This window comes from Pseudomonas sp. TWR2-1-1 (assembly GCF_049897045.1).
Lineage (GTDB): Bacteria > Pseudomonadota > Gammaproteobacteria > Pseudomonadales > Pseudomonadaceae > Aquipseudomonas > Aquipseudomonas versuta.
This window is the reverse complement of sequence record NZ_JAFCVM010000005.1, coordinates 66306-85020: the sequence shown is the minus strand read 5'-3', so window position 1 is coordinate 85020 and position 18715 is coordinate 66306. Positions and strand designations below refer to the sequence as shown.

Sequence of the window (18715 nt, the reverse complement as noted above, 5' to 3'; positions counted from 1 at the left end):
ATGCGAACTTATTAAAAGACCCTCGAACCGGCATTAAGTTCCCGATACAAAACAACAAGTTACCGAATTGTGTACAACTCGTGTTACTGGTCGGAATTCGATTGTAACCACTCCCCTGCAGCCTCAGGATCGCGTCGTCATCCCTTTGAGGCTCAATTATGAAGCTCACCTCGATTCTCTTGTTGTCCCTTGGCCTGGTCAGTGGCGTTGCCTCGGCCGGTGGCACCACCGAAGCCGGTGTAGGCGGCGCATTAGGCGGGGTACTTGGTGCCGTAGTCGGTCAACAACTCGGCGGCTCGACCGGATCAGCGATTGGTGCTGGCGTCGGCGGCGCAGCGGGTAGTGCCGTAGGTGCCGACAAACGCAGCCGGGGCGAAGCGGCCATTGGCGGCGCGCTCGGCGCAGCTGGCGGCAACGTCCTGGGCCGCAGTGTCGGCGGCAGCACTGGCGGCCTGGTCGGCGCAGCGGCTGGCGGCGGCGCGGGTGGCGCGCTGGGTAACTACATGGGCAATAAGAGCGATGCTGATGATCGCCGTTACAGCAACCGCGACAATCGCCGTTACTACCGTGACGACAACCGTGGTCGCGGCCATGCTTATGGCCATCGCAAGAAAAACAAGCATCGTCACCATTGATTGATCGCTTGAGAACGGGAGCCTAAAGGCTCCCGTTTTTCGTTTGGGGCCAGGACCCGTCCGCCAAGTTGTTTCAATGCATTTCGCCCGTCTGTTTTAACTTCAATCATGCAACCTGCATGACCGTCCATTTCGCTAAAACCTCTAACTCATTGAAAAATATGAAACTAGTGCCAAACATTTAATTGGCATACCCCCTGCAATCTCTTGAATGAACGCTGCACTTCCTACCATTCAGGAGCACAACAACAATGATCGGGACAACTGAGCACTATCCCGCTGCCCTGCAAGACTCGTCTGGCCACTCAGGTGTTTCCTGGGCCGCCATCTTTGCCGGCGCGGCTGCCGCAGCTGCACTCTCCTTGCTACTCATCATGCTGGGCGCCGGTCTGGGCTTTTCGGCCGTTTCGCCGTGGGCCAATGAGGGCGTGGGCGCCAAGGGGCTGGGTATCACAGCCATCATCTGGCTGGCCGTGACACAAATCATCGCCTCAGGCATGGGCGGCTATCTGGCCGGGCGTCTGCGGGTCAAATGGGCCAACATGCATGGCGATGAGGTTTACTTTCGTGATACCGCCCACGGCTTTTTAGCCTGGGCAGTTGCCACGCTGGTTACGGCCACGCTAATCGCGGGTTCGGTCAGCAGCATAATCGGTAGCGGCGTTCAGGCCGGCGCCAGCGTTGCCTCGGGCGCTGCCACGGCCATGAGCAGTGCGGCCGGTAGCGCTGCAGGCAGTCACGCCAGCCAGGGTTCGGGCAACAGCTCTGACTACTTTATCGACACGCTGTTTCGTGATGACCGTGGTACGGCTGTCAGCGAAGACGCTGCCCATGGTGTCGTGACTCGCATCTTTGTCCGCAGCCTGGGCAATGACGGCCAACTGAGCGCCGAGGATCGTACCTATCTGGCGCAAATTGTCGCCCAGCGTACCAACCTCAGCCAGCCTGAAGCCGAACAACGGGTAGACCAGGTCTATGCCAAGGCCCATCAAGCCGTTGCCGACGCCAAGGTAAAAGCCAAAGAGGCCGCTGACACCGCTGCCAAAGTGGCCGCCTGGACCACCCTGTGGATGTTTATCGCCCTGCTGCTCGGTGCGTTCTTCGCCAGCCTGTGCGCCACCTTCGGCGGCCGTCGCCGCGATGCAGTGACGTATCTGACCACGACCACCACTCCGCTTGTTTAACCCTGGACCTTCTGTCTACTGGAGAATGAAATGCGCTCACTTCTGCTGTTTTTTCTCGGCATCCCAATCCCGATCATCATCCTGATTGCGCTGTTTGTTCACTGATGTAGTGGGCACAAACCTGACAACGGCCTTCCTTGAGAAGGCCGTTTTTTTTATACCGGCAAGCACGTAGTGGATTTGATTTCGGACAGGGCGACAATCGAATTCACCTCTTGAATACCCGGCACCATCGACAGTTTTTCGAAGAAAAACCGCTCATACGCCTCAATGTCAGCGGTAACGATGCGCAGTAGAAAATCCACCGCGCCCATTAGTACGTAGCACTCCAGGACCTCAGGAAAGCCGCGAATGGCATCGGTAAACTCGGTGAAGTTGGAACGACCGTGGGCGTTGAGTTTGATCTCGGCAAAAATCTGCGTGTTGAGACCGATTTTCTTGCGATCGAGCAGGGTCACCTGGCCGCGGATAATTCCTTCGTCTTTCATCCGCTGAATACGCCTCCAGCATGGCGATTGCGACAACCCGACCTGCTCCGCGATTTGAGCACTGGACAGTGAGGCGTCCTCTTGCAGCAGCGCCAGAATGCGCCGGTCATAAGCATCCAGCTCACTTTGCATAGAACAACCTCCATATGGCATTCCTAAGACTTGGATAAGTCTTAATTTCGTTTAATCGCTGCATCTTAGATAAAAAATTCCTGCCGTGGCGTGTAAATATTTCCCTAGCCAAATCAGGAGTTTTTGCATGCCGCCTCTGCAAGCCGTCACCCACTCAGCCCGCCCCGACGTCTGGGCCAGCAACGCCGCCCCATGCCCGGTGTATTTTGGTATCCAGGCTGAGGCCGAGGCCGATGCGCTGTGCCGCGTACTGAATCTGTTTGCCTTGCAGCAACTGATTCCTCGACACGTCAACGTGGTACGCGACAACGACAGGCTCAGCATTGAAATTGTGAGTGATGAGCAAAGCTGGCACCGGGCTCAGGTGATTGGCGAAAAAATGCGCAACCTGGTCAGTGTCTTCGAGGTGCAATTGCTACCGGCCAAATCCCGGGACGCTGATTTCAAGGGTGGCGCCATAAACCACCAGCGCGTTGCCGGGTAATAGCCTGCAACCATTGTTCAGGTCAGGGCAAAGGGGTGACAACTAGGCTTTGGACTTCACGCCCCGGACAAGGATATGTCCGGGGCGATGCTTAGAAGTCCAAGGAGGTTTTATGCACTTCGCCCCTTCACGTGACCACTGGCTGGATCTCAAAGAGCTGGTAACCGCACTCCTCGCCCAAGGGCGCCTGGAGCAAGATGGTGCCGAACAGGCATTGAGCGCAGGTCGCCAGCCGCATCACGTACCGGTGCATCCCCTGGTGTTTCTGGCCAGGCAGCAACTCGTCGACCCCAGTCGCCACGGCAAGACCCTCGACCTTGAGACCCTCACCGCCTGGCTGGCAGATCAATGCCAGCAGCCTTATATGCGCATAGATCCGCTTAAAATTGACGTTGCAACAATTACCGGACTTATGTCTTTGGCATTTGCCCAACGCCATGAAATCTTTGCGGTGGCAGCCGATCAGCAGTCCATCACCATTGCCAGTACGCAACCGTGGGTCACCAGTTGGGAAACGGACCTCAAACAAGTGCTCAAGAGGCCCATCAAGCGGGTCATTGCCAATCCTCTGGATATACAGCGCCTGAATGCAGAGTTTTTTCAGCTGGCCAAATCGGTCAATGGCGCCACGCTCAATGATCAAAAAGCCAGCAGTCAGGCCAACCTCGAACAGTTACTCACCCTCGGTAGCAATCAGGCACCCGATGCCAATGACGCGCATATTGTGAATATCGTCGACTGGCTGTTTCAGTACGCCTTTGAGCAGCGTGCCAGCGATATCCACATTGAGCCGCGTCGCGAACAGGGCGGTGTGCGCTTTCGCATAGATGGCGTGCTGCATAACGTTTATCAGTTCCCGGTGCAGGTGACAGTGGCCGTTGTTAGCCGCCTCAAAAGCCTGGGCCGGATGAACGTCGCAGAAAAACGCAAACCTCAGGATGGCCGGGTCAAAATCAGAACCCCGGCCGGAGCAGAGGTGGAACTGAGGCTCGCCACCTTGCCCACTGCCTTTGGCGAAAAAATGGTAATGCGTATCTTCGATCCGCAGGTGCTGCTCAAGAGCTTCGACCAGCTGGGTTTCACCCCGCAAGACCTGCAACGCTGGCAGCACATGACTCGCCAGCCCCACGGCATTATTTTGATCACCGGCCCTACCGGCTCGGGGAAAACCAGCACCCTCTATGCGACGCTAAAGCAACTGGCCACTGCACAGATCAACCTGTGTACCCTGGAAGACCCCATCGAAATGATTGAACCTGCGTTTAATCAAATGCAGGTGCAACCGGGCATCGACCTGACGTTCGCCAGTGGCGTACGTGCCCTGATGCGCCAGGATCCGGACATCATCATGCTCGGAGAAATACGCGATCTGGAAACTGCCGAAGTCGCGATACAGGCTGCCTTGACCGGACATCTGGTGTTGTCGACCCTGCACACCAACGATGCCCCCAGCGCCATCAGCCGCCTGCAAGAGCTGGGCGTAGCGCCCTATTTGATCAAGGCCACGCTGCTGGGCGTCATGGCGCAACGACTGGTGAAAACCTTGTGCCCCGAATGTAAAAGCCAGACGCCGCTGATGCCGGACGACTGGCAGGATTTCGCTCCAAAATGGTCAGGGCCAACCCCCGGCCATGCCTGCAGGGCGACCGGCTGTGTTGTATGCAGGGATACGGGTTACCTGGGTCGAGCTGGCGTCTATGAAATCATGCAGATGAATGACGCGCTCAGAGTCCTGATCAGCCCCCGGACCGACTTGAACGCCGTACGTCGCGCAGCATGCGCCGAAGGCATGCTGCCCTTGAGACTGGCAGCTGCCAATAAAGTCGCTGCAGGCATGACCACTCTGGAGGAGGCATTGCGCGTTACTCCTGCGTATTGAATTGTTTTGACTAAAATCTAAACAGTCGCGCAGTTTGCATACAGGAGTGAGCTTGCTCGCTAGCCTTTGACGTTAAGTGCATACAACCAGATCAATATTTTCCCCTTACACCTTGAACAAGGAATGGCTATGCAAGCGGGTACAGTGGTTCTGTTATTTGTAGCCTTGGCGATCGCCGTGCTTTTCATGGGGTTCAAGGTCGTGCCGCAAGGCTATCAGTGGACGGTAGAACGCTTCGGACGCTATACCAACACCCTTAAACCGGGCCTGAATATCATCATTCCGGTAATGGATCGCATCGGCCGCAAGATCAACGTGATGGAAAGCGTGCTGGATATCCCGCCCCAGGAAGTGATTACCGCCGACAACGCCACCGTACAGATCGATGCCGTATGTTTTTTCCAGGTGGTCAATACGGCCCAGGCTGCCTATGAGGTCAATAACCTTGAGCACGCCATTCGTAACCTGCTGCAAACCAATATCCGCACAGTGCTTGGCTCCATGGAACTGGATGCCATGCTCAGCCAGCGTGACGGCATCAATGAAAAGCTGCTGCGCACGGTTGATGAGGCCACAGCCCCCTGGGGTATCAAGATCACCCGGATCGAGATCAAGGACATCAGCCCGCCAGCAGACCTGATGGCCGCCATGTCCGGCCAGATGAAAGCCGAGCGTATCAAGCGTGCGCAAATCCTTGAGGCTGAAGGGCTGCGGGCCTCGGCAATTTTAACCGCCGAAGGTAAAAAGCAGGCCCAGATCCTCGAAGCTGAAGGTGGCCGCCAGGCTGCATTCCTCGAATCCGAAGCCCGTGAGCGCCAGGCCGAAGCTGAAGCCCGGGCGACACAGGTAGTGTCCGAAGCCATTGCCAATGGCAATGTGCAGGCGATCAACTACTTCGTCGCGCAAAAATACATTGATGCACTCGGGAAACTGGCCTCTGCCAATAACAGCAAGGTCATCCTCATGCCGCTGGAGGCCAGCCAGGTCATTGGCGCAGTGGGCGGCATCGGTGAAATAGTCAAAGCCACCTTTGATAACAAAAAGGTCTGAGACATGTGGGAGTTCCTGCAAAACCTGAGCTATTGGGACTGGCTGGCACTTGGCACAGTGCTGCTGATCCTGGAAGTTTTCGGGGCCGGCGGTTATCTGCTTTGGGTTGCAAGTGCAGCGATCATCGTCGGGGCCGCGACCTTCCTGATACCGGGCCTGTCCTGGACCCTGCAGCTCCCGCTGTTTGGCGTGCTCGCGGTTCTCACTGCGGTGTACTGGTGGCAGCACCAGCGCGGCGCGGTTAACAGTAGCGATCAACCAGACCTTAACCGCCGGGGACACGAGCTGATCGGCCGTACGTTTGTCGTTCAACAAGCGATTGTCGGGGGCCGGGGCAAGATCAAGGTCGGGGATGGGGTATGGATGGTTACAGGGCCCGATGCTGACGTGGGCACACCGGTTCGCGTGATATCCCAGAACGGGACCGTGCTAAGCGTAGAAGTTGCGCATGAAGTTACGGAACTCCCGGGCAGGAACTAGAATCAAAGTTGGTATTAACCTATTCGGAGTCACTGTCATGCGTCTCAAATATGCTGTAGCCGCGATCGCCTTGCTGTCCCTTCCTGTTGGTTCTGCAATGGCCGACAGCTTTTGGCGCAATGTGTTGTCTTCTGGTGCAACCACAGGTTCCACCTACCTGACCTTCAAAAAAGACCGAAAAGTCATCGCCGCTCAGGATGATGCGGGGAGCTTTGTTGCCAGCAACGGTTCGATCCGGGGCCCTTATCTGGAATCCGCCATGCAACAAGTGCGCGCCGATAACCCACAGCTGAAAGTCAGTGACATGGACCTGGCCAACGCAATCCTGGCGAAAAACGCATCGGTGGAGTAAAGCTTCCCTTTGCTCGCGATTCGGGGAACACGGGGCTTCAAGTCCAACCGGGTTATCCAGTCGCGAGCAAGCCCTAGCTCCATGCCCGTTGCCACGCTTGATTCAGCCTCTATACAGAAATTTCACCCGATGTGGGCCATGCTATGGGTATGCTTTGCCCACTCAAACTCACATCGGACGTATTGCTTCCATGAGCTCACTGCCTTTCCTGCCGTTTTCCAAACCCACCATTGATGAAGCCACCATCGCTGCGGTAGGCGACGTGTTGCGCTCAGGCTGGATCACCAGCGGGCCCAAGGTTCAGGCGTTTGAAGCGCAACTGTCCGAGTATTTTGGCGGGCGCCCGGTGCGCACGTTCAACTCCGGCACCTGCACCATGGAAATCGCCCTGCGCATCGCGGGTATCGGTGCCGGTGATGAAGTCATCACCACCTCCATTTCATGGGTCGCCACGGCCAACGTGATTATCGAAGTGGGCGCCACCCCGGTATTTGCCGATATCGACCCGATTACACGCAATATCGATCTGGCCAAGGTCGAAGCCGCTATAACCCCGCGTACCAAAGCAATCATTCCTGTGTATCTGTCGGGCTTGCCGGTGGACATGGACGCGCTGTACGCGCTGGCCAAAAAATACAACCTGCGGGTTGTCGAAGATGCAGCCCAGGCTCTGGGTTCCAGCTGGAACGGGCAACGCATTGGCGCACGCGGCGATTTTGTTTCTTTCAGTTTTCAGGCCAACAAAAACATCACCTCGTCCGAGGGCGGCTGTCTGGTACTGAACAACGACGAAGAGGCGCGTCTGGCTGAGAAATATCGCCTGCAAGGCGTCACCCGTACCGGTTTCGACGGTCTGGATGTCGACGTGCTCGGTGGCAAGTTCAACATGACCGATATTGCAGCGGCGATTGGTCTGGGTCAGTTTGCCCATATCGAAGCCATTACCGCCCACCGCCGGGAACTGGCCAAAGATTATTTCGAATGTTTTGGTCCGGACTTTGAGGCCGAGTACGGCGCGCAACTGCCGGTCGCTGATTTCAACAATACCAACTGGCACTTGTTCCAGCTGGTGCTGGCGGAGCGTAAAGATGGTCAGCCTGCGCGTGCGACCTTTATGAAAGAGATGCAGGCACTGGGCGTCGGCGTCGGCTATCACTACCCGCCGATCCATTTGCTGAGCTTGTATCGTGCACAAGGCTTCAAGGAAGGGATGTTGCCGATTGCCGAGCGCGTGGGCCGACTGATCGTGTCACTGCCGATGTTTACCGCCATGACCAAGGCAGATGTGGAACGCTCTGTGGCGGCGGTTAAAGCGGTGTTGAAAGACGCTTAAGTATTTAGAACAACTGCAGGAGCAAGGCTTGCCTCGCGATCTTTTGATCTTCTAAAAGATCGCGAGCAAGCTCGCTCCTACAGGAACAGGCTGGGGTTACTCGCCGATTGCGGCTTTGTAACCGGCAGCATCCAGCAGTTTTTCCAGTTCCGCAGTGTTGCTTGGCTTGAGCTTGAAGATCCAGCTGGCGTAAGGTGCCTCGTTCAGCGACTCAGGGCTGTCCGCCAAGGCTTCGTTAATGGCAATGACTTCGCCCGACACCGGCGAGTAGATATCCGAAGCAGCTTTTACCGACTCAACGACCCCGGCAGTATCGCCAGCGGCAAATACTTTGCCGACCTCGGCCAACTCAACAAACACCACATCCCCCAAGGCTTCCTGAGCGTGATCGCTGATACCTACGGTAACCGTACCATCAGCTTCCAGACGGGCCCACTCGTGACTTTCAGCAAAGCGCAGGTCAGCAGGGATATCGCTCATATTCAGTGTCCTCAAGAAGAAATTTCAGCGGCTTACACACCGTGTCAGTCCGCCAGTAAACGTTAGATCAAGGCTTTGCCAAGACGAACAAATGTTGGTTTAACCACTCGAACCGGGTACCACTTACCACGAATCTCAACCTCGGCACGGTCAGCCGTTGCCATCGGAACTCGAGCCAAAGCGATCGATTTGCTTAGCGTGGGAGAGAAACTACCACTGGTTATCTCTCCTTCGCCAACATCAGCGATACGAACCACCTGATGAGCACGCAATACACCGCGCTCTTCGAGCACCAGACCCACAAGCTTTAGCTTCACTCCGTTGGCCTTTTCAGCCTCCAGCGCTTCGCGCCCGATGAACTTGCGCGAAGCAGGCTCCCACGCGATGGTCCAGGCCATATTGGCTGAAAGTGGCGAGACAGACAGATGAATATCCTGCCCATAGAGGTTCATGCCAGCTTCAAGACGCAAGGTATCGCGAGCGCCCAAACCAATAGGGGAGATACCGGCACCGACCAGGTCGTTAAAGAAAGCCGGGGCCTGATCGGCCGGAAGCAGAATTTCCAGGCCATCTTCACCGGTATAGCCTGTGCGCGCGATAAACCAGTCACCACAGCTCTGCCCTTCGAAGGGTTTTAGTTGGTGAATCAGCTGGCTGCGGGCCTGACTCACCAGCTCGGCCACTTTATGCCGGGCTTGAGGCCCCTGAATGGCCAGCAACGCCAGCTCGGGGCGCTCCTGCAGCTCAACGGCATAGCCCTGAGCCTGAGCCGCCATCCAGGCCAGGTCCTGGTCACGGGTCGCGGCATTGACGATCAGCCGATACCCCGCGGGCATCAGGTAGACAATCATGTCATCGACCACGCCGCCCTTCTCATTGAGCATGGCGCTGTATAAAGCACGGCCGGGTGTGTTCAGACGTTCGACATCGTTTGCCAACAAATGCTGTAGCCATTCCTTGGCCTGATCCCCGGTGACGTCAATCACGGTCATATGCGAGACATCAAAAACCCCACAGTCACGGCGCACCTCATGGTGCTCCTCAACTTGCGAGCCGTAATGCAAGGGCATATCCCAACCGCCAAAATCGACCATCTTCGCGCCAAGGGCGAGATGCAGGTCATACAGAGGCGTACGCTGTCCCATGGGTTTCTCCTTCCGGGCTTGGCGAAGGTGCGGACAGGCTTGTTGTTGGCCCAAGACCTCTAAAAGAGGGCTTTATGCGTTAACAGAGAACCTGGCCTGACAGACAGACCGCACCGAATGCCGCGCATTGTAGCCGCATGGGGAGGGACTGGCACCTAGCCGATTCGATGGGCCGAGCGACGAATCAACCCGATGACCGGCAATAAGCCGACCAGCACCAATGTCAGTGCAGGCAACGATGCCCGCGCCCACTCACCTTCACTGGTCATCTCAAAAATCCGCACCGCCAGCGTGTCCCACCCAAACGGGCGCATCAGCAAGGTTGCCGGCATTTCTTTGAGCACATCGACAAATACCAGCAGCGCTGCACTCAGGGTGCCCGGGAGCAATAACGGGAGATACACCTTGATAAACAGTCGCGGGCCACTCACACCCAAACTGCGGGCGGCTTCTGGCAAAGAAGGACGAATGCGCGCCAGGCTGTTTTCCAGAGGGCCGTACGCCACAGCGATAAAGCGCACCAGATACGCCAGCAGCAAAGCCGACAGGCTGCCCAGCAATAGCGGCTTGCCAGCCCCTCCAAGCCAGCCTGATACCGGGATCACCAGTTCACGATCCAGATAGCTGAAAGCCAGCATGATCGACACCGCCAGTACCGATCCCGGCAATGCATAACCGAGGTTGGCCAGGCTCACCCCGGCGCGGATAGCCGTTGTGGGCGCCTGTCGCCGGGCAAACGCCAGCACCAGCGCCACACTTACGGTGATCAGCGCGGCCATGGCCCCCAGATACAGGGTGTGCAAAATCAGGCCGCTATAGCGCTCATCAAGATCAAAGCGCCCGCGCTGCCAGAACCACACCACCAATTGCAGCATCGGGATCACAAACGCGCAGGCGAACACCAGCATGCACCAGCCACTGGCCAGCCACGCCTTGGGGCCCCGCAAGTGATACAAGGCCTTGCCCCGGGGCCGTTCGTTACTGGCGCGACTGGCGCCCCGGGCACGGCGTTCGCCATAGAGCACCACCATCACTACCAGCAGCAGCAAACTGGCCAGTTGCGCAGCGGTCGACAGGCTGAAAAAGCCGTACCAGGTTTTGTAGATGGCCGTGGTGAAGGTGTCGAAGTTGAACACCGATACGGCACCGAAATCGGCCAGGGTTTCCATCAGTGCCAGGGCCACTCCCGCCCCGATTGCCGGGCGCGCCATGGGCAATGCCACACGCCAGAACGCCTGCCACGGGCTTTGACCCAACACCCGGGCTGCTTCCATCAGACCTTTGCCCTGAGCGAGGAATGCGGTGCGCGCCAACAGGTAAACGTAGGGGTAGAACACCAGAATCAGCACAATAATTACGCCGCCGGTGGAGCGCACCCTCGGCAGACGCAGGCCCATACCAAACCATTCGCGCAGCAGGGTTTGCACCGGGCCGGCAAAATCCAGCAGGCCGACAAAAACAAATGCCAGCACATAAGCCGGAATCGCGAACGGCAGCATCAGCGCCCAGTCCAGCCAGCGCCTGCCGGGGAACTCGCACAAGCTGGTTAACCACGCCAGACTCACGCCAAGCAGCGTCACGCCGATGCCAACCCCCACAATCAGAGTGAGTGTGTTGCCCAGCAGGCGCGGCATCTGCGTATCCCACAGGTGGCTCCAGATCTGTGGATCAATGCTTTGCCAGGACAGCAGCAAAACGCTCAGTGGCAACAGCACCAGAGCGGCAATGACAAAAACCAGTGGATACCAGCGACGTTGGGCGGGATGGGCCACGAAGAACTCTCGGAAGTGGAAGTACCGGAAACAAATATGGGAGCGGGCCTGGCGATGCATGCGCCGCGGTCTCCTGCAGAAACCGCGGTGATGCTATCGCGGACAAGCCGCTCCCACAGGTAAAACTTCAGCTTTTTATCAGTTCCAGCCGGCACGATCCATCATGCGAATCGCTTCTGCCTGACGCTTGCCTGCTACTTCAACCGGCAGCTCATCTGCCTTGAAGTTACCCCAGCTGGCCACTTCGGCTGAAGGAGCAACATTCGGGTTGGCCGGGAATTCCTGGTTGGTCCCCGCAAAAATCGCCTGAGCTTCAGGCGTGGTCATCCACTCCACCAACGCCTTGGCGGCTTCAGGATGCGGGGCGTATTTGGTCAGGCCAATACCGGACAGGTTGACGTGAACACCACGGTCCGCCTGGTTAGGCCAGAACAGTTTCACCGCCAGATCCGGCTTCTGCTTGTGCAGGCGGCCATAGTAGTAAGTGTTGACGATGCCGACGTCGCACTGCCCGGCGTTAATTGCTTCCAGCACTGCAATGTCATCCGAGAACACATCGGTAGACAGGTTATTCACCCAGCCCTTGAGGATTTCTTCGGTTTTTTGCGGACCATTCACCTCGATCATGGTGGCGGTAAGCGACTGGTTATAAACCTTTTTGGCGGTGCGCAGGCACAGGCGGCCTTCCCACTCTTTGTCTGCCAGGGCTTCGTAAGTCGACAACTCTTCTGGTTTGACCCGGTCAGAGGCGTAGGCAATGGTTCGCGCACGCAAACTCAGGCCAGTCCACTCGTGGGAAGAGGAACGGTATTGAGGCGGGATATTTTTATCGATCACGTCAGACTTGAGCGGTTGCAGAATGCCCATTTGCTCGGCTTGCCACAGGTTGCCGGCATCCACGGTCAATAGCAGATCAGCAGTAGCGTTCTGGCCTTCTGCCTTGATGCGCTGCATCAGCGGCGCTTCCTTGTCGGTAATGAACTTGATCTTGACCCCGGTCTTGGCGGTATAGGCGTCAAATACCGGCTTGATCAACTCGTCGATGCGCGAGGAATAGACCACCACTTCATCGGCAGCAAATACGCTGCTTCCGAAAACAGTAAGGGCCAGTGCAGTCAGCAGGCGCTTGGGTACCAACATGGTGGGCGGTCTCTCTTAATGCGAATCGGGCGTAAATGGTAGTGAATCACATTTGCCATCTCAACCTAACTCGCCCCAGAGCCGTTACCGGATGTTGCAAGAAACGCCTTCCTGTAGGAGCGAGCTTGCTCGCGATCTCTGCAATGCACAGCTCGCGAGCAAGCTCGCTCCTACAGATTTCAGGCTTTGGCCAGCGGCGGCAAGTCGCCGGTCAGGCCCAGCGCCTGGCGCACAAAGAGCGCTTTGGCTTCGGGCATTTGGTTTACCCATTTCAATCCGGTGTTACGCAGCAAGCGGGCAGTCAACGAATCAGCCTGGAACAGGCGCGCAAAACCCTCCATCGACGCCATCAGCGCCAGGTTGTGCGGCATGCGCCGCCGCTCGAAACGGCTCAGTACCCGCACATCCGCCAGCCGGTCGCCACGATCAACCCCGTGCAACAACACATCTGCCAGCACCGCTGCATCGAGAAAACCCAGGTTCACGCCCTGCCCGGCAAGCGGGTGGATGGTGTGCGCCGCATCGCCGATCAGCGCCAGGCCTTCGGCCACATAACGCTTGGCGTGACGTTGACGCAACGGTACGCAGACCCGCGGGTCTGCGCTCACCACGCTGCCCAGGCGGCCTTCGAAGGCCGACTCCAGTTCGCGGCAAAAGTCGTTGTCATCCAGTGTCATCAGGTGCTTGGCCTGCTCAGGTGTGGTCGACCAGACAATTGAGCACCAATCCTGCTGACCATCACGCTGCAGGGGCAAAAATGCCAGCGGACCATAGTCGGTAAAGCGCTGCCAGGCGGTCTGCTGATGGGGTTGCGAGCAACGCACGCTGGTGACGATGGCGTGATGCTGGTAATCCCACTCGCGCGTCTCACAGCCTGTCAGTCGGCGCACGGCCGAGTTGGCGCCATCCGCGGCAACCACCAGCGGCGCGCGCAGGGTGCGACCATCCGCCAGGGTCAGCAGCCAGTCGTCACCGGAACGACGCATTTGCTCCAGCCGTGCATTGGCCAGCAATTCGATATTCGTGACCTGCAGACACTCCAGCAAGGCGTCCTGGATCACGCGATTTTCAACGATATGGCCCAACACCTCGGCATGTACGCTGGCCGCCGAGAAGTGGATCTGCCCCGTGCCGCTGCCATCCCATACATGCATGTGCGAATAAGGGCTGACACGGCGCCGGGCAATCCCGTCCCATGCCCCAAGGCGTTGCAGGATGCGCTGACTGGCGGCCGACAAGGCGCTGACTCGCGGCTCGAACGGCGCCTCGGGGCTAAACGGTTTGATAGCCAGCGGGCTGCCATCAAGCAGCAGAATTTTTAGTCCGCTGTCCTTGAGCGCCAGCGCCAAAGCGCTTCCGACCATTCCGGCCCCGACAATCAGCAGATCTGCGCGCATTTCCATGCTTTAAGCCTGTCTCGCTAGCGGCATACGCCGCACTTTAAAAAATGGTCCGACCCGGGACATGTGTACCCCGGCCGTCATTAACTGTCTGCGCGGGTGCCCAGCCCCATCGCTTGACGGGCAAACCAGCGTTTGGCCGGCGGTAACAGATCGAGGCCGAGCAGGCCAAGGTTACGCCCCAGCGAGACCAGCGGCTGGTCACTGCCGAACACCCGTGTTACCTGGTCCGAGAAGCCAATCGTCAGTTGTTGATCGAGTTTTTGGCGCTGTTGATAACTCAGCAGCGTGGCAAAATCACCGGGCTTTTTGGCACTCGCCAACAAGGCGTCAGCCAATGCCTGCGCATCACGCAGGGACAGGTTGAAACCCTGACCGGCAATCGGGTGCAGGCTATGGGCCGCGTTGCCCAGAACTGCCAGGTGCGGGCGTACCTGCTCCTCGGCTTCAATCAGCGTCAGCGGATACAAGTGTCGGGCGCCAACCTGCTTGAGGGTGCCCAGCCGGTAGCCGAATACGCCCTGCAACTCGCTGAGAAAGCTTGGCTCATCGAGTGCCGCCAGACGCCGGGCGTCCATCCCCAGCCGGGTCCATACCAGCGCACAGCGGTTATCAGCCAATGGAAGCAAGGCCATCGGGCCTTCATCGGTGAAACGCTCGAAGGCCATTCCGGCATGGGGCAAGCTGGGGGTGATGTTGGCGATTAGCGCACTTTGATCGTAAGGGCGCTTGCGCACATGAATGCCTAATTGCTCGCGCAACCCCGAACGGCCGCCATCGGCCAGCACTGCCAGGTCGCAATCGAGGGTGGTTTCATCGTTGAGCGTCAAGCGGTAGCCGTCTTCAAGCGGCTGCATATGGATAACTTCAGCCGGGCAACGCCAGCTGATCACGTCCGGGTCCAGACTTTTCCACAGGCTTTGGCCGAGCCAACTGTTTTCGACCACGTAACCGAGGGCCGGCACCCCTTCTTCGCGGGCCGACAAACGGGCAGTCGAAAAACGCCCGCGATCTGACACATGTATGTCCCGTATCGGTTCGGCTCGCTCAGCAATGACTTGCCACAGCCCCATGCGCTCGTAGATCTGCCGCGCGCCATAACTAAGCGCCGAGGAGCGGGCGTCGTAGCTGGGCTGATAACTGTTGCCCGGGGCAAACGGTTCGATCAGTACGATTTTCCAGCCCCGCGCCTTGGCCCCGGCTTGCAACGCCAAAGCAAGGCTGGCGCCGACCAGACCGCCACCGATAATCGCCAGACTGACCCGATTCATGCTGCGCTCACCCGTGTTGCCGCCATCAAGACCTCGATGTCAGCGACGGTTTTCGGCACGTCGCCGGTCAAGACTTCACAGCCGTTTTTGGTGACCACTACGTCGTCCTCGATGCGTACCCCGATACCGCGCCATTTTTTCGCGACATTCAGGTTGTTCGGGCTGATATAGATACCGGGCTCAACCGTCAGCGCCATGCCGACTTCCAGCACGCGCCATTCACCGCCAACCTTGTATTCGCCCACGTCATGCACATCGAGGCCCAGCCAGTGGCCAGCACGGTGCATGTAAAACGGTTTGTAAGCTTCGCTGGCAATCAGCTCATCTACGTCGCCCTGCAACAGGCCCAGCTCAACCAGTCCCGCCGTGATCACCTGGACCGTGGCTTCATGGGCTTCATTCCAGTGTCTGTTGGGAGCAATCCGGGTAAAAGCGGCTTCCTGGGCTGCCAGCACCAACTCGTAAATGGCTTTTTGTTCAGGCGAAAACTGGCCGCTGACCGGAAACGTACGGCTGATATCACTGGCGTAGCAGTCGATCTCGCACCCGGCATCGATCAATACCAGGTCGCCGTCCTTGAGCAGGGCGTCATTCTCCTGGTAGTGCAGGATGCAGCTGTTATCGCCTGAAGCGACGATCGAGCCATAGGCTGGCATTTTTGCCCCGCTTTTACGAAATTCGTAGTCCAGTTCGGCCTCGAGGCTGTACTCATGCAAACCGGCGCGACTGGCCTGCATGGCGCGCACATGGGCGCGAGCCGAGATTTGCGCCGCGTGGCGCATGACCTTTATTTCTGCCGCCGATTTATACAGGCGCATGTCATGCAGCAGATGATCCAGAGCAACGAATTCGTTTGGCGGCTGAGCGCCGAGGCTCGCCTTGGAGCGGATCGCGTTGATCCATTCCATCAGGTTGCGATCAAAATCGGGGTTGCTGCCCATCGCCGAGTACACCCGGTCACGGCCTTCAATCAGCCCTGGCAGGATGTCGTCGATGTCAGTGATGGGGAACGCGTCGTCAGCGCCGAAGTTGCGGATAGCGCCTTCTTGCCCGGCACGCAAGCCATCCCACAGCTCACGCTCGGCATTGCGCTCGCGGCAAAACAGTACGTATTCACCGTGGGCCCGGCCCGGGATCAGGACAATGACCGCCTGAGGCTCGGGAAAGCCGCTCAGGTACTGGAAATTGCTCTCCTGACGATAAACATGCTCGACATCACGATTGCGAATTGCCACTGCCGCAGCAGGAAGAATCGCAATGCTGTTGGGCTCCATCTGCGCCATGAGCGCCTTGCGGCGACGTGTGTATTCCGATTTCGGGATATGGATCATGGGCAGACGGGTTCCCTCTTGAAGATCAATCAGTGCAGCGAAGGCTTTGCAGCCGCAGGCTCATCAGCTTTTTTGGTTTCGGCGAACAGGAGCAATGGCGCAACGCGCAGGTATTCCATCACTTGCATGTAGTCGCTTTCACCGTCATCGGACTCATCAAGGGCATCTTGAACCTGAGAAATGGCGGCCAGATCCTGCAGGACTTCCTTGCCTTCAGTGCTCAAGGCATTGTCACGGTAGTTAAGACCGAAACCGGAGAGGAAACCCTGGCACCACTCACCCAGCGCTATTGCACGCTCGGTCAGAGGCGCTTCATCGGTAGGCAACAGCAGCACGACAGTCATGTCGTCACCGGTCAGTTCACCTTTAACCATCTCTTGCAAACCGATCAGGGCATTGCGTACGTTGTCCTGAATTTCGCCTTCGAGCAGATCGGCCGCGTCAGCCAGCCAGCTGTCGTGGTCGAAGCCGGCGCCAGCAGCACTGCGGCCCAGCAACAGGCCGTGCAGTTCTGCAGGCGAAACATTATGGCCGCTGGTGGTCAGCAGGGTGGCAAAGGCTTGATACGGGGAATTCTGAATAGGCATGGTCAGCTAGGCGCCAAGCGGCGCTATGTCTAGAATGGAGGCCTTGTATCCTAGCATCGGCAGACGTGCCAGACCATCGAGGCGTCAACTCGTTTGACGGTCACCATCCATCAGAAATTACACAGTAGGACACAATGGAAGACACCGACCTGCATGCACTGATGGCCAGACTCGAGTTACTGATCAACCGGGTCGAGCAACTTAACCGTCAAAACGGACTCTTAGTAGCTCAGGAAAAGACTTGGCGCGAGGAACGCGCGCACCTCATTGAAAAAAACGAAATCGCCCGACACAAGGTGGAATCGATGATTTCGCGCCTCAAAGCCCTGGAGCAAGACTCATGAGTACAAGCAGTAGCGTCACCGTGCACATCCTCGATAAAGAATATTCGATCATGTGTCCCCAGGAAGAACGCACCAATCTGGTGAGTGCCGCCCGTTACCTGGATGGCAAGATGCGAGAAATTCGCAGCAGCGGCAAAGTCATTGGCGCCGACCGTATCGCCGTGATGGCCGCCCTGAATATTACTCACGATCTGCTGCACAAGCAGGAAGTCGCCGAAGTTCAGCCCAACGGCTCAACTCGCGAACAGGTACGTGACCTGCTGGAACGCGTCGATCTGGTGCTCGCCACTGATCCGAACGAACGTCAAAGCTGATTCATAAGGTTTCTTTGGGGTATACTCGCGCCACTCCCTGGGGTATTCGCCAGTTAGCGATGTCCCTGAGCCGATTCGCACTACCCTGGAGCTTGCACGTTGGGCCGGTGTGCATGTCCGCTAGACGGAAAGCCTTAAGGTCTACTGCAACTTCCACCTTGAACTTTCGGGTTCAAGGGCCAAGCCGACAGCGGTACTTCGGGGAGCCTGATTTTTTAGCGCAATGCCGGCCCTGAGTTGGCACTGCCTTTCACGAGCCAACCGTCCGGTGAACTCGACCTTGAACAACGCCATGACCGAACCTGCGACACGCCCCCAGCTTCGCCGACTATTGCGCAAAGCCCGCCGCGAACTTTCGCCAGGCGAGCAACGCCAGGCCGCCCGTGGCCTGTACCGGCAACTGGCGCAACACCCGCTGTTCCGCCGCGCCAAACATATATCGCTGTACCTGCCCACTGACGGTGAAATCGATCCGCGCCTGTTGCTGCGTGAAGCACAACGCCGGGGCAAGATTACTTACCTGCCCGTGCTCAGCGCCTGGCCTCGAACCAAGATGGTGTTTCAACGCGTTGCGGCCGGCGAAAAACTGATCCCCAATCGCTTCCGGATTCTAGAACCCAGAACCAACCGCGCCCGCCAACGCAAGGTCTGGGCGCTCGATCTGGTGCTTTTGCCGTTGGTCGGGTTTGATAAAACGGGAGGACGACTGGGTATGGGCGGCGGTTTTTACGACCGCAGCCTGGCCTATCTGGCCCGACGCCAAAACTGGCGCAAGCCGACGCTGCTGGGGCTAGCCCATGAGTGCCAAAAAGTAGAGAGCCTGGCGCAAGCCAGTTGGGATGTGCCGCTACAGGGCACGGTCTCGGACAGGCAGTGGTACGTCGCCCACTGAATACCAAGGCATCTGTATCAAA

General features: G+C 57.8%; 20 protein-coding genes and 1 other RNA gene. 12 read left to right on the top strand and 9 right to left on the bottom strand.

Going from position 1 to position 18715, the window contains the following annotated elements:
- Positions 1-158 precede the first annotated feature (158 nt).
- Positions 159-635 (top strand): glycine zipper domain-containing protein, encoded by a 477-nt coding sequence (locus ACP7BO_RS14140; protein ID WP_073510357.1) that lies wholly within the window; start codon positions 159-161, stop codon positions 633-635.
- A gap of 251 nt (positions 636-886) precedes the next feature.
- Complete coding sequence (locus ACP7BO_RS14135; RefSeq protein WP_060696205.1) at positions 887-1819, top strand: hypothetical protein; 933 nt, start codon at positions 887-889, stop codon at positions 1817-1819.
- 155 nt (positions 1820-1974) lie between these two features.
- On the opposite strand, the gene ACP7BO_RS14130 is transcribed toward ACP7BO_RS14135, so the two are convergent.
- Positions 1975-2439, bottom strand: a complete 465-nt coding sequence (locus ACP7BO_RS14130; protein WP_397455209.1) for an Lrp/AsnC family transcriptional regulator — start codon at positions 2437-2439, stop codon at positions 1975-1977.
- A gap of 127 nt (positions 2440-2566) precedes the next feature.
- Here ACP7BO_RS14130 and ACP7BO_RS14125 point away from each other — a divergent pair, with 127 nt between their 5' ends.
- The 6 genes from ACP7BO_RS14125 (at position 2567) to ACP7BO_RS14100 (ending at position 8017) form a co-directional block, all read left to right on the top strand.
- Entirely contained in the window at positions 2567-2923 is a 357-nt protein-coding gene (locus ACP7BO_RS14125; protein WP_426211017.1) for a hypothetical protein, read from the top strand.
- Between the two features lie 112 nt (positions 2924-3035).
- Positions 3036-4802, top strand: a complete 1767-nt coding sequence (locus ACP7BO_RS14120; RefSeq protein WP_426211015.1) for a GspE/PulE family protein — start codon at positions 3036-3038, stop codon at positions 4800-4802.
- A 129-nt stretch (positions 4803-4931) separates the two neighbouring features.
- Positions 4932-5852, top strand: a complete 921-nt coding sequence (locus ACP7BO_RS14115; RefSeq protein WP_060696209.1) for an SPFH domain-containing protein — start codon at positions 4932-4934, stop codon at positions 5850-5852.
- A 3-nt stretch (positions 5853-5855) separates the two neighbouring features.
- The gene (locus ACP7BO_RS14110) at positions 5856-6332 is read left to right on the top strand and encodes an NfeD family protein (RefSeq protein WP_426211013.1); all 477 of its coding nucleotides are present in this window, start codon (positions 5856-5858) and stop codon (positions 6330-6332) included.
- A 37-nt stretch (positions 6333-6369) separates the two neighbouring features.
- On the top strand, positions 6370-6684 hold the full coding sequence (locus ACP7BO_RS14105) for a DUF2388 domain-containing protein (RefSeq protein WP_060696211.1): 315 nt from the start codon (positions 6370-6372) through the stop codon (positions 6682-6684).
- A gap of 190 nt (positions 6685-6874) precedes the next feature.
- Positions 6875-8017 carry a DegT/DnrJ/EryC1/StrS family aminotransferase gene (locus tag ACP7BO_RS14100; RefSeq protein ID WP_426211011.1) on the top strand — a complete coding sequence of 381 codons (1143 nt, stop codon included), beginning with the start codon at positions 6875-6877 and terminating at the stop codon, positions 8015-8017.
- Positions 8018-8113: 96 nt separating this feature from the next.
- Here ACP7BO_RS14100 and gcvH read toward each other — a convergent pair whose 3' ends face one another.
- The 8 genes from gcvH to ACP7BO_RS14060 form a co-directional block, all read right to left on the bottom strand.
- A complete protein-coding gene (gcvH, locus tag ACP7BO_RS14095; RefSeq protein WP_060696213.1) occupies positions 8114-8497 on the bottom strand; it encodes a glycine cleavage system protein GcvH in 384 nt (127 codons plus the stop codon).
- Positions 8498-8559: 62 nt separating this feature from the next.
- Positions 8560-9642, bottom strand: coding sequence for a glycine cleavage system aminomethyltransferase GcvT (gene gcvT / locus ACP7BO_RS14090; protein ID WP_060696214.1), 1083 nt, complete (start codon positions 9640-9642; stop codon positions 8560-8562).
- Between the two features lie 155 nt (positions 9643-9797).
- Positions 9798-11414, bottom strand: a complete 1617-nt coding sequence (locus ACP7BO_RS14085) for an ABC transporter permease (protein ID WP_073510410.1) — start codon at positions 11412-11414, stop codon at positions 9798-9800.
- 138 nt (positions 11415-11552) lie between these two features.
- Positions 11553-12554 (bottom strand): extracellular solute-binding protein, encoded by a 1002-nt coding sequence (locus tag ACP7BO_RS14080; RefSeq protein ID WP_060696215.1) that lies wholly within the window; start codon positions 12552-12554, stop codon positions 11553-11555.
- A gap of 179 nt (positions 12555-12733) precedes the next feature.
- Positions 12734-13951 carry a 2-octaprenyl-3-methyl-6-methoxy-1,4-benzoquinol hydroxylase gene (locus ACP7BO_RS14075; protein ID WP_167344893.1) on the bottom strand — a complete coding sequence of 406 codons (1218 nt, stop codon included), beginning with the start codon at positions 13949-13951 and terminating at the stop codon, positions 12734-12736.
- A gap of 86 nt (positions 13952-14037) precedes the next feature.
- A complete protein-coding gene (ubiH, locus tag ACP7BO_RS14070; RefSeq protein ID WP_426211008.1) occupies positions 14038-15225 on the bottom strand; it encodes a 2-octaprenyl-6-methoxyphenyl hydroxylase in 1188 nt (395 codons plus the stop codon).
- A complete protein-coding gene (pepP, locus tag ACP7BO_RS14065; RefSeq protein ID WP_426211006.1) occupies positions 15222-16556 on the bottom strand; it encodes a Xaa-Pro aminopeptidase in 1335 nt (444 codons plus the stop codon). The genes ubiH and pepP overlap by 4 nt, the downstream gene beginning before the upstream one ends.
- 29 nt (positions 16557-16585) lie before the next feature.
- The gene (locus ACP7BO_RS14060) at positions 16586-17143 is read right to left on the bottom strand and encodes a YecA family protein (protein WP_060696219.1); all 558 of its coding nucleotides are present in this window, start codon (positions 17141-17143) and stop codon (positions 16586-16588) included.
- A 134-nt stretch (positions 17144-17277) separates the two neighbouring features.
- Between ACP7BO_RS14060 and ACP7BO_RS14055 the strand changes: the two genes are divergently transcribed.
- From ACP7BO_RS14055 to ACP7BO_RS14040, 4 genes are all read left to right on the top strand, one after another.
- Positions 17278-17487, top strand: a complete 210-nt coding sequence (locus tag ACP7BO_RS14055) for a TIGR02449 family protein (protein WP_060696220.1) — start codon at positions 17278-17280, stop codon at positions 17485-17487.
- A complete protein-coding gene (locus tag ACP7BO_RS14050; protein WP_397455217.1) occupies positions 17484-17801 on the top strand; it encodes a cell division protein ZapA in 318 nt (105 codons plus the stop codon). Before ACP7BO_RS14055 ends, ACP7BO_RS14050 begins: the two co-directional genes overlap by 4 nt.
- Positions 17802-17832: 31 nt before the next feature.
- A non-coding RNA gene (gene ssrS, locus ACP7BO_RS14045) (6S RNA) lies at positions 17833-18010 on the top strand.
- Between the two features lie 83 nt (positions 18011-18093).
- Positions 18094-18693 carry a 5-formyltetrahydrofolate cyclo-ligase gene (locus tag ACP7BO_RS14040; RefSeq protein ID WP_426211003.1) on the top strand — a complete coding sequence of 200 codons (600 nt, stop codon included), beginning with the start codon at positions 18094-18096 and terminating at the stop codon, positions 18691-18693.
- Positions 18694-18715 lie beyond the last annotated feature (22 nt).

Excerpts from the sequence above, each read along its gene's own strand:
- ACP7BO_RS14100 (WP_426211011.1), top strand. The coding sequence starts at position 6,875 with ATGAGCTCACTGCCTTTCCTGCCGTTTTCCAAACCCACCATTGATGAA.
- ACP7BO_RS14135 (WP_060696205.1), top strand. The coding sequence starts at position 887 with ATGATCGGGACAACTGAGCACTATCCCGCTGCCCTGCAAGACTCGTCT.
- ACP7BO_RS14105 (WP_060696211.1), top strand. The coding sequence starts at position 6,370 with ATGCGTCTCAAATATGCTGTAGCCGCGATCGCCTTGCTGTCCCTTCCT.
- gcvT (WP_060696214.1), bottom strand. The coding sequence starts at position 9,642 with ATGGGACAGCGTACGCCTCTGTATGACCTGCATCTCGCCCTTGGCGCG.
- ACP7BO_RS14120 (WP_426211015.1), top strand. The coding sequence starts at position 3,036 with ATGCACTTCGCCCCTTCACGTGACCACTGGCTGGATCTCAAAGAGCTG.
- ACP7BO_RS14075 (WP_167344893.1), bottom strand. The coding sequence starts at position 13,951 with ATGCGCGCAGATCTGCTGATTGTCGGGGCCGGAATGGTCGGAAGCGCT.
- ACP7BO_RS14125 (WP_426211017.1), top strand. The coding sequence starts at position 2,567 with ATGCCGCCTCTGCAAGCCGTCACCCACTCAGCCCGCCCCGACGTCTGG.
- ACP7BO_RS14140 (WP_073510357.1), top strand. The coding sequence starts at position 159 with ATGAAGCTCACCTCGATTCTCTTGTTGTCCCTTGGCCTGGTCAGTGGC.
- gcvH (WP_060696213.1), bottom strand. The coding sequence starts at position 8,497 with ATGAGCGATATCCCTGCTGACCTGCGCTTTGCTGAAAGTCACGAGTGG.
- ACP7BO_RS14050 (WP_397455217.1), top strand. The coding sequence starts at position 17,484 with ATGAGTACAAGCAGTAGCGTCACCGTGCACATCCTCGATAAAGAATAT.
- ACP7BO_RS14110 (WP_426211013.1), top strand. The coding sequence starts at position 5,856 with ATGTGGGAGTTCCTGCAAAACCTGAGCTATTGGGACTGGCTGGCACTT.
- ACP7BO_RS14115 (WP_060696209.1), top strand. The coding sequence starts at position 4,932 with ATGCAAGCGGGTACAGTGGTTCTGTTATTTGTAGCCTTGGCGATCGCC.
- pepP (WP_426211006.1), bottom strand. The coding sequence starts at position 16,556 with ATGATCCATATCCCGAAATCGGAATACACACGTCGCCGCAAGGCGCTC.
- ACP7BO_RS14055 (WP_060696220.1), top strand. The coding sequence starts at position 17,278 with ATGGAAGACACCGACCTGCATGCACTGATGGCCAGACTCGAGTTACTG.
- ubiH (WP_426211008.1), bottom strand. The coding sequence starts at position 15,225 with ATGAATCGGGTCAGTCTGGCGATTATCGGTGGCGGTCTGGTCGGCGCC.
- ACP7BO_RS14130 (WP_397455209.1), bottom strand. The coding sequence starts at position 2,439 with ATGCAAAGTGAGCTGGATGCTTATGACCGGCGCATTCTGGCGCTGCTG.
- ACP7BO_RS14040 (WP_426211003.1), top strand. The coding sequence starts at position 18,094 with ATGACCGAACCTGCGACACGCCCCCAGCTTCGCCGACTATTGCGCAAA.
- ACP7BO_RS14080 (WP_060696215.1), bottom strand. The coding sequence starts at position 12,554 with ATGTTGGTACCCAAGCGCCTGCTGACTGCACTGGCCCTTACTGTTTTC.
- ACP7BO_RS14060 (WP_060696219.1), bottom strand. The coding sequence starts at position 17,143 with ATGCCTATTCAGAATTCCCCGTATCAAGCCTTTGCCACCCTGCTGACC.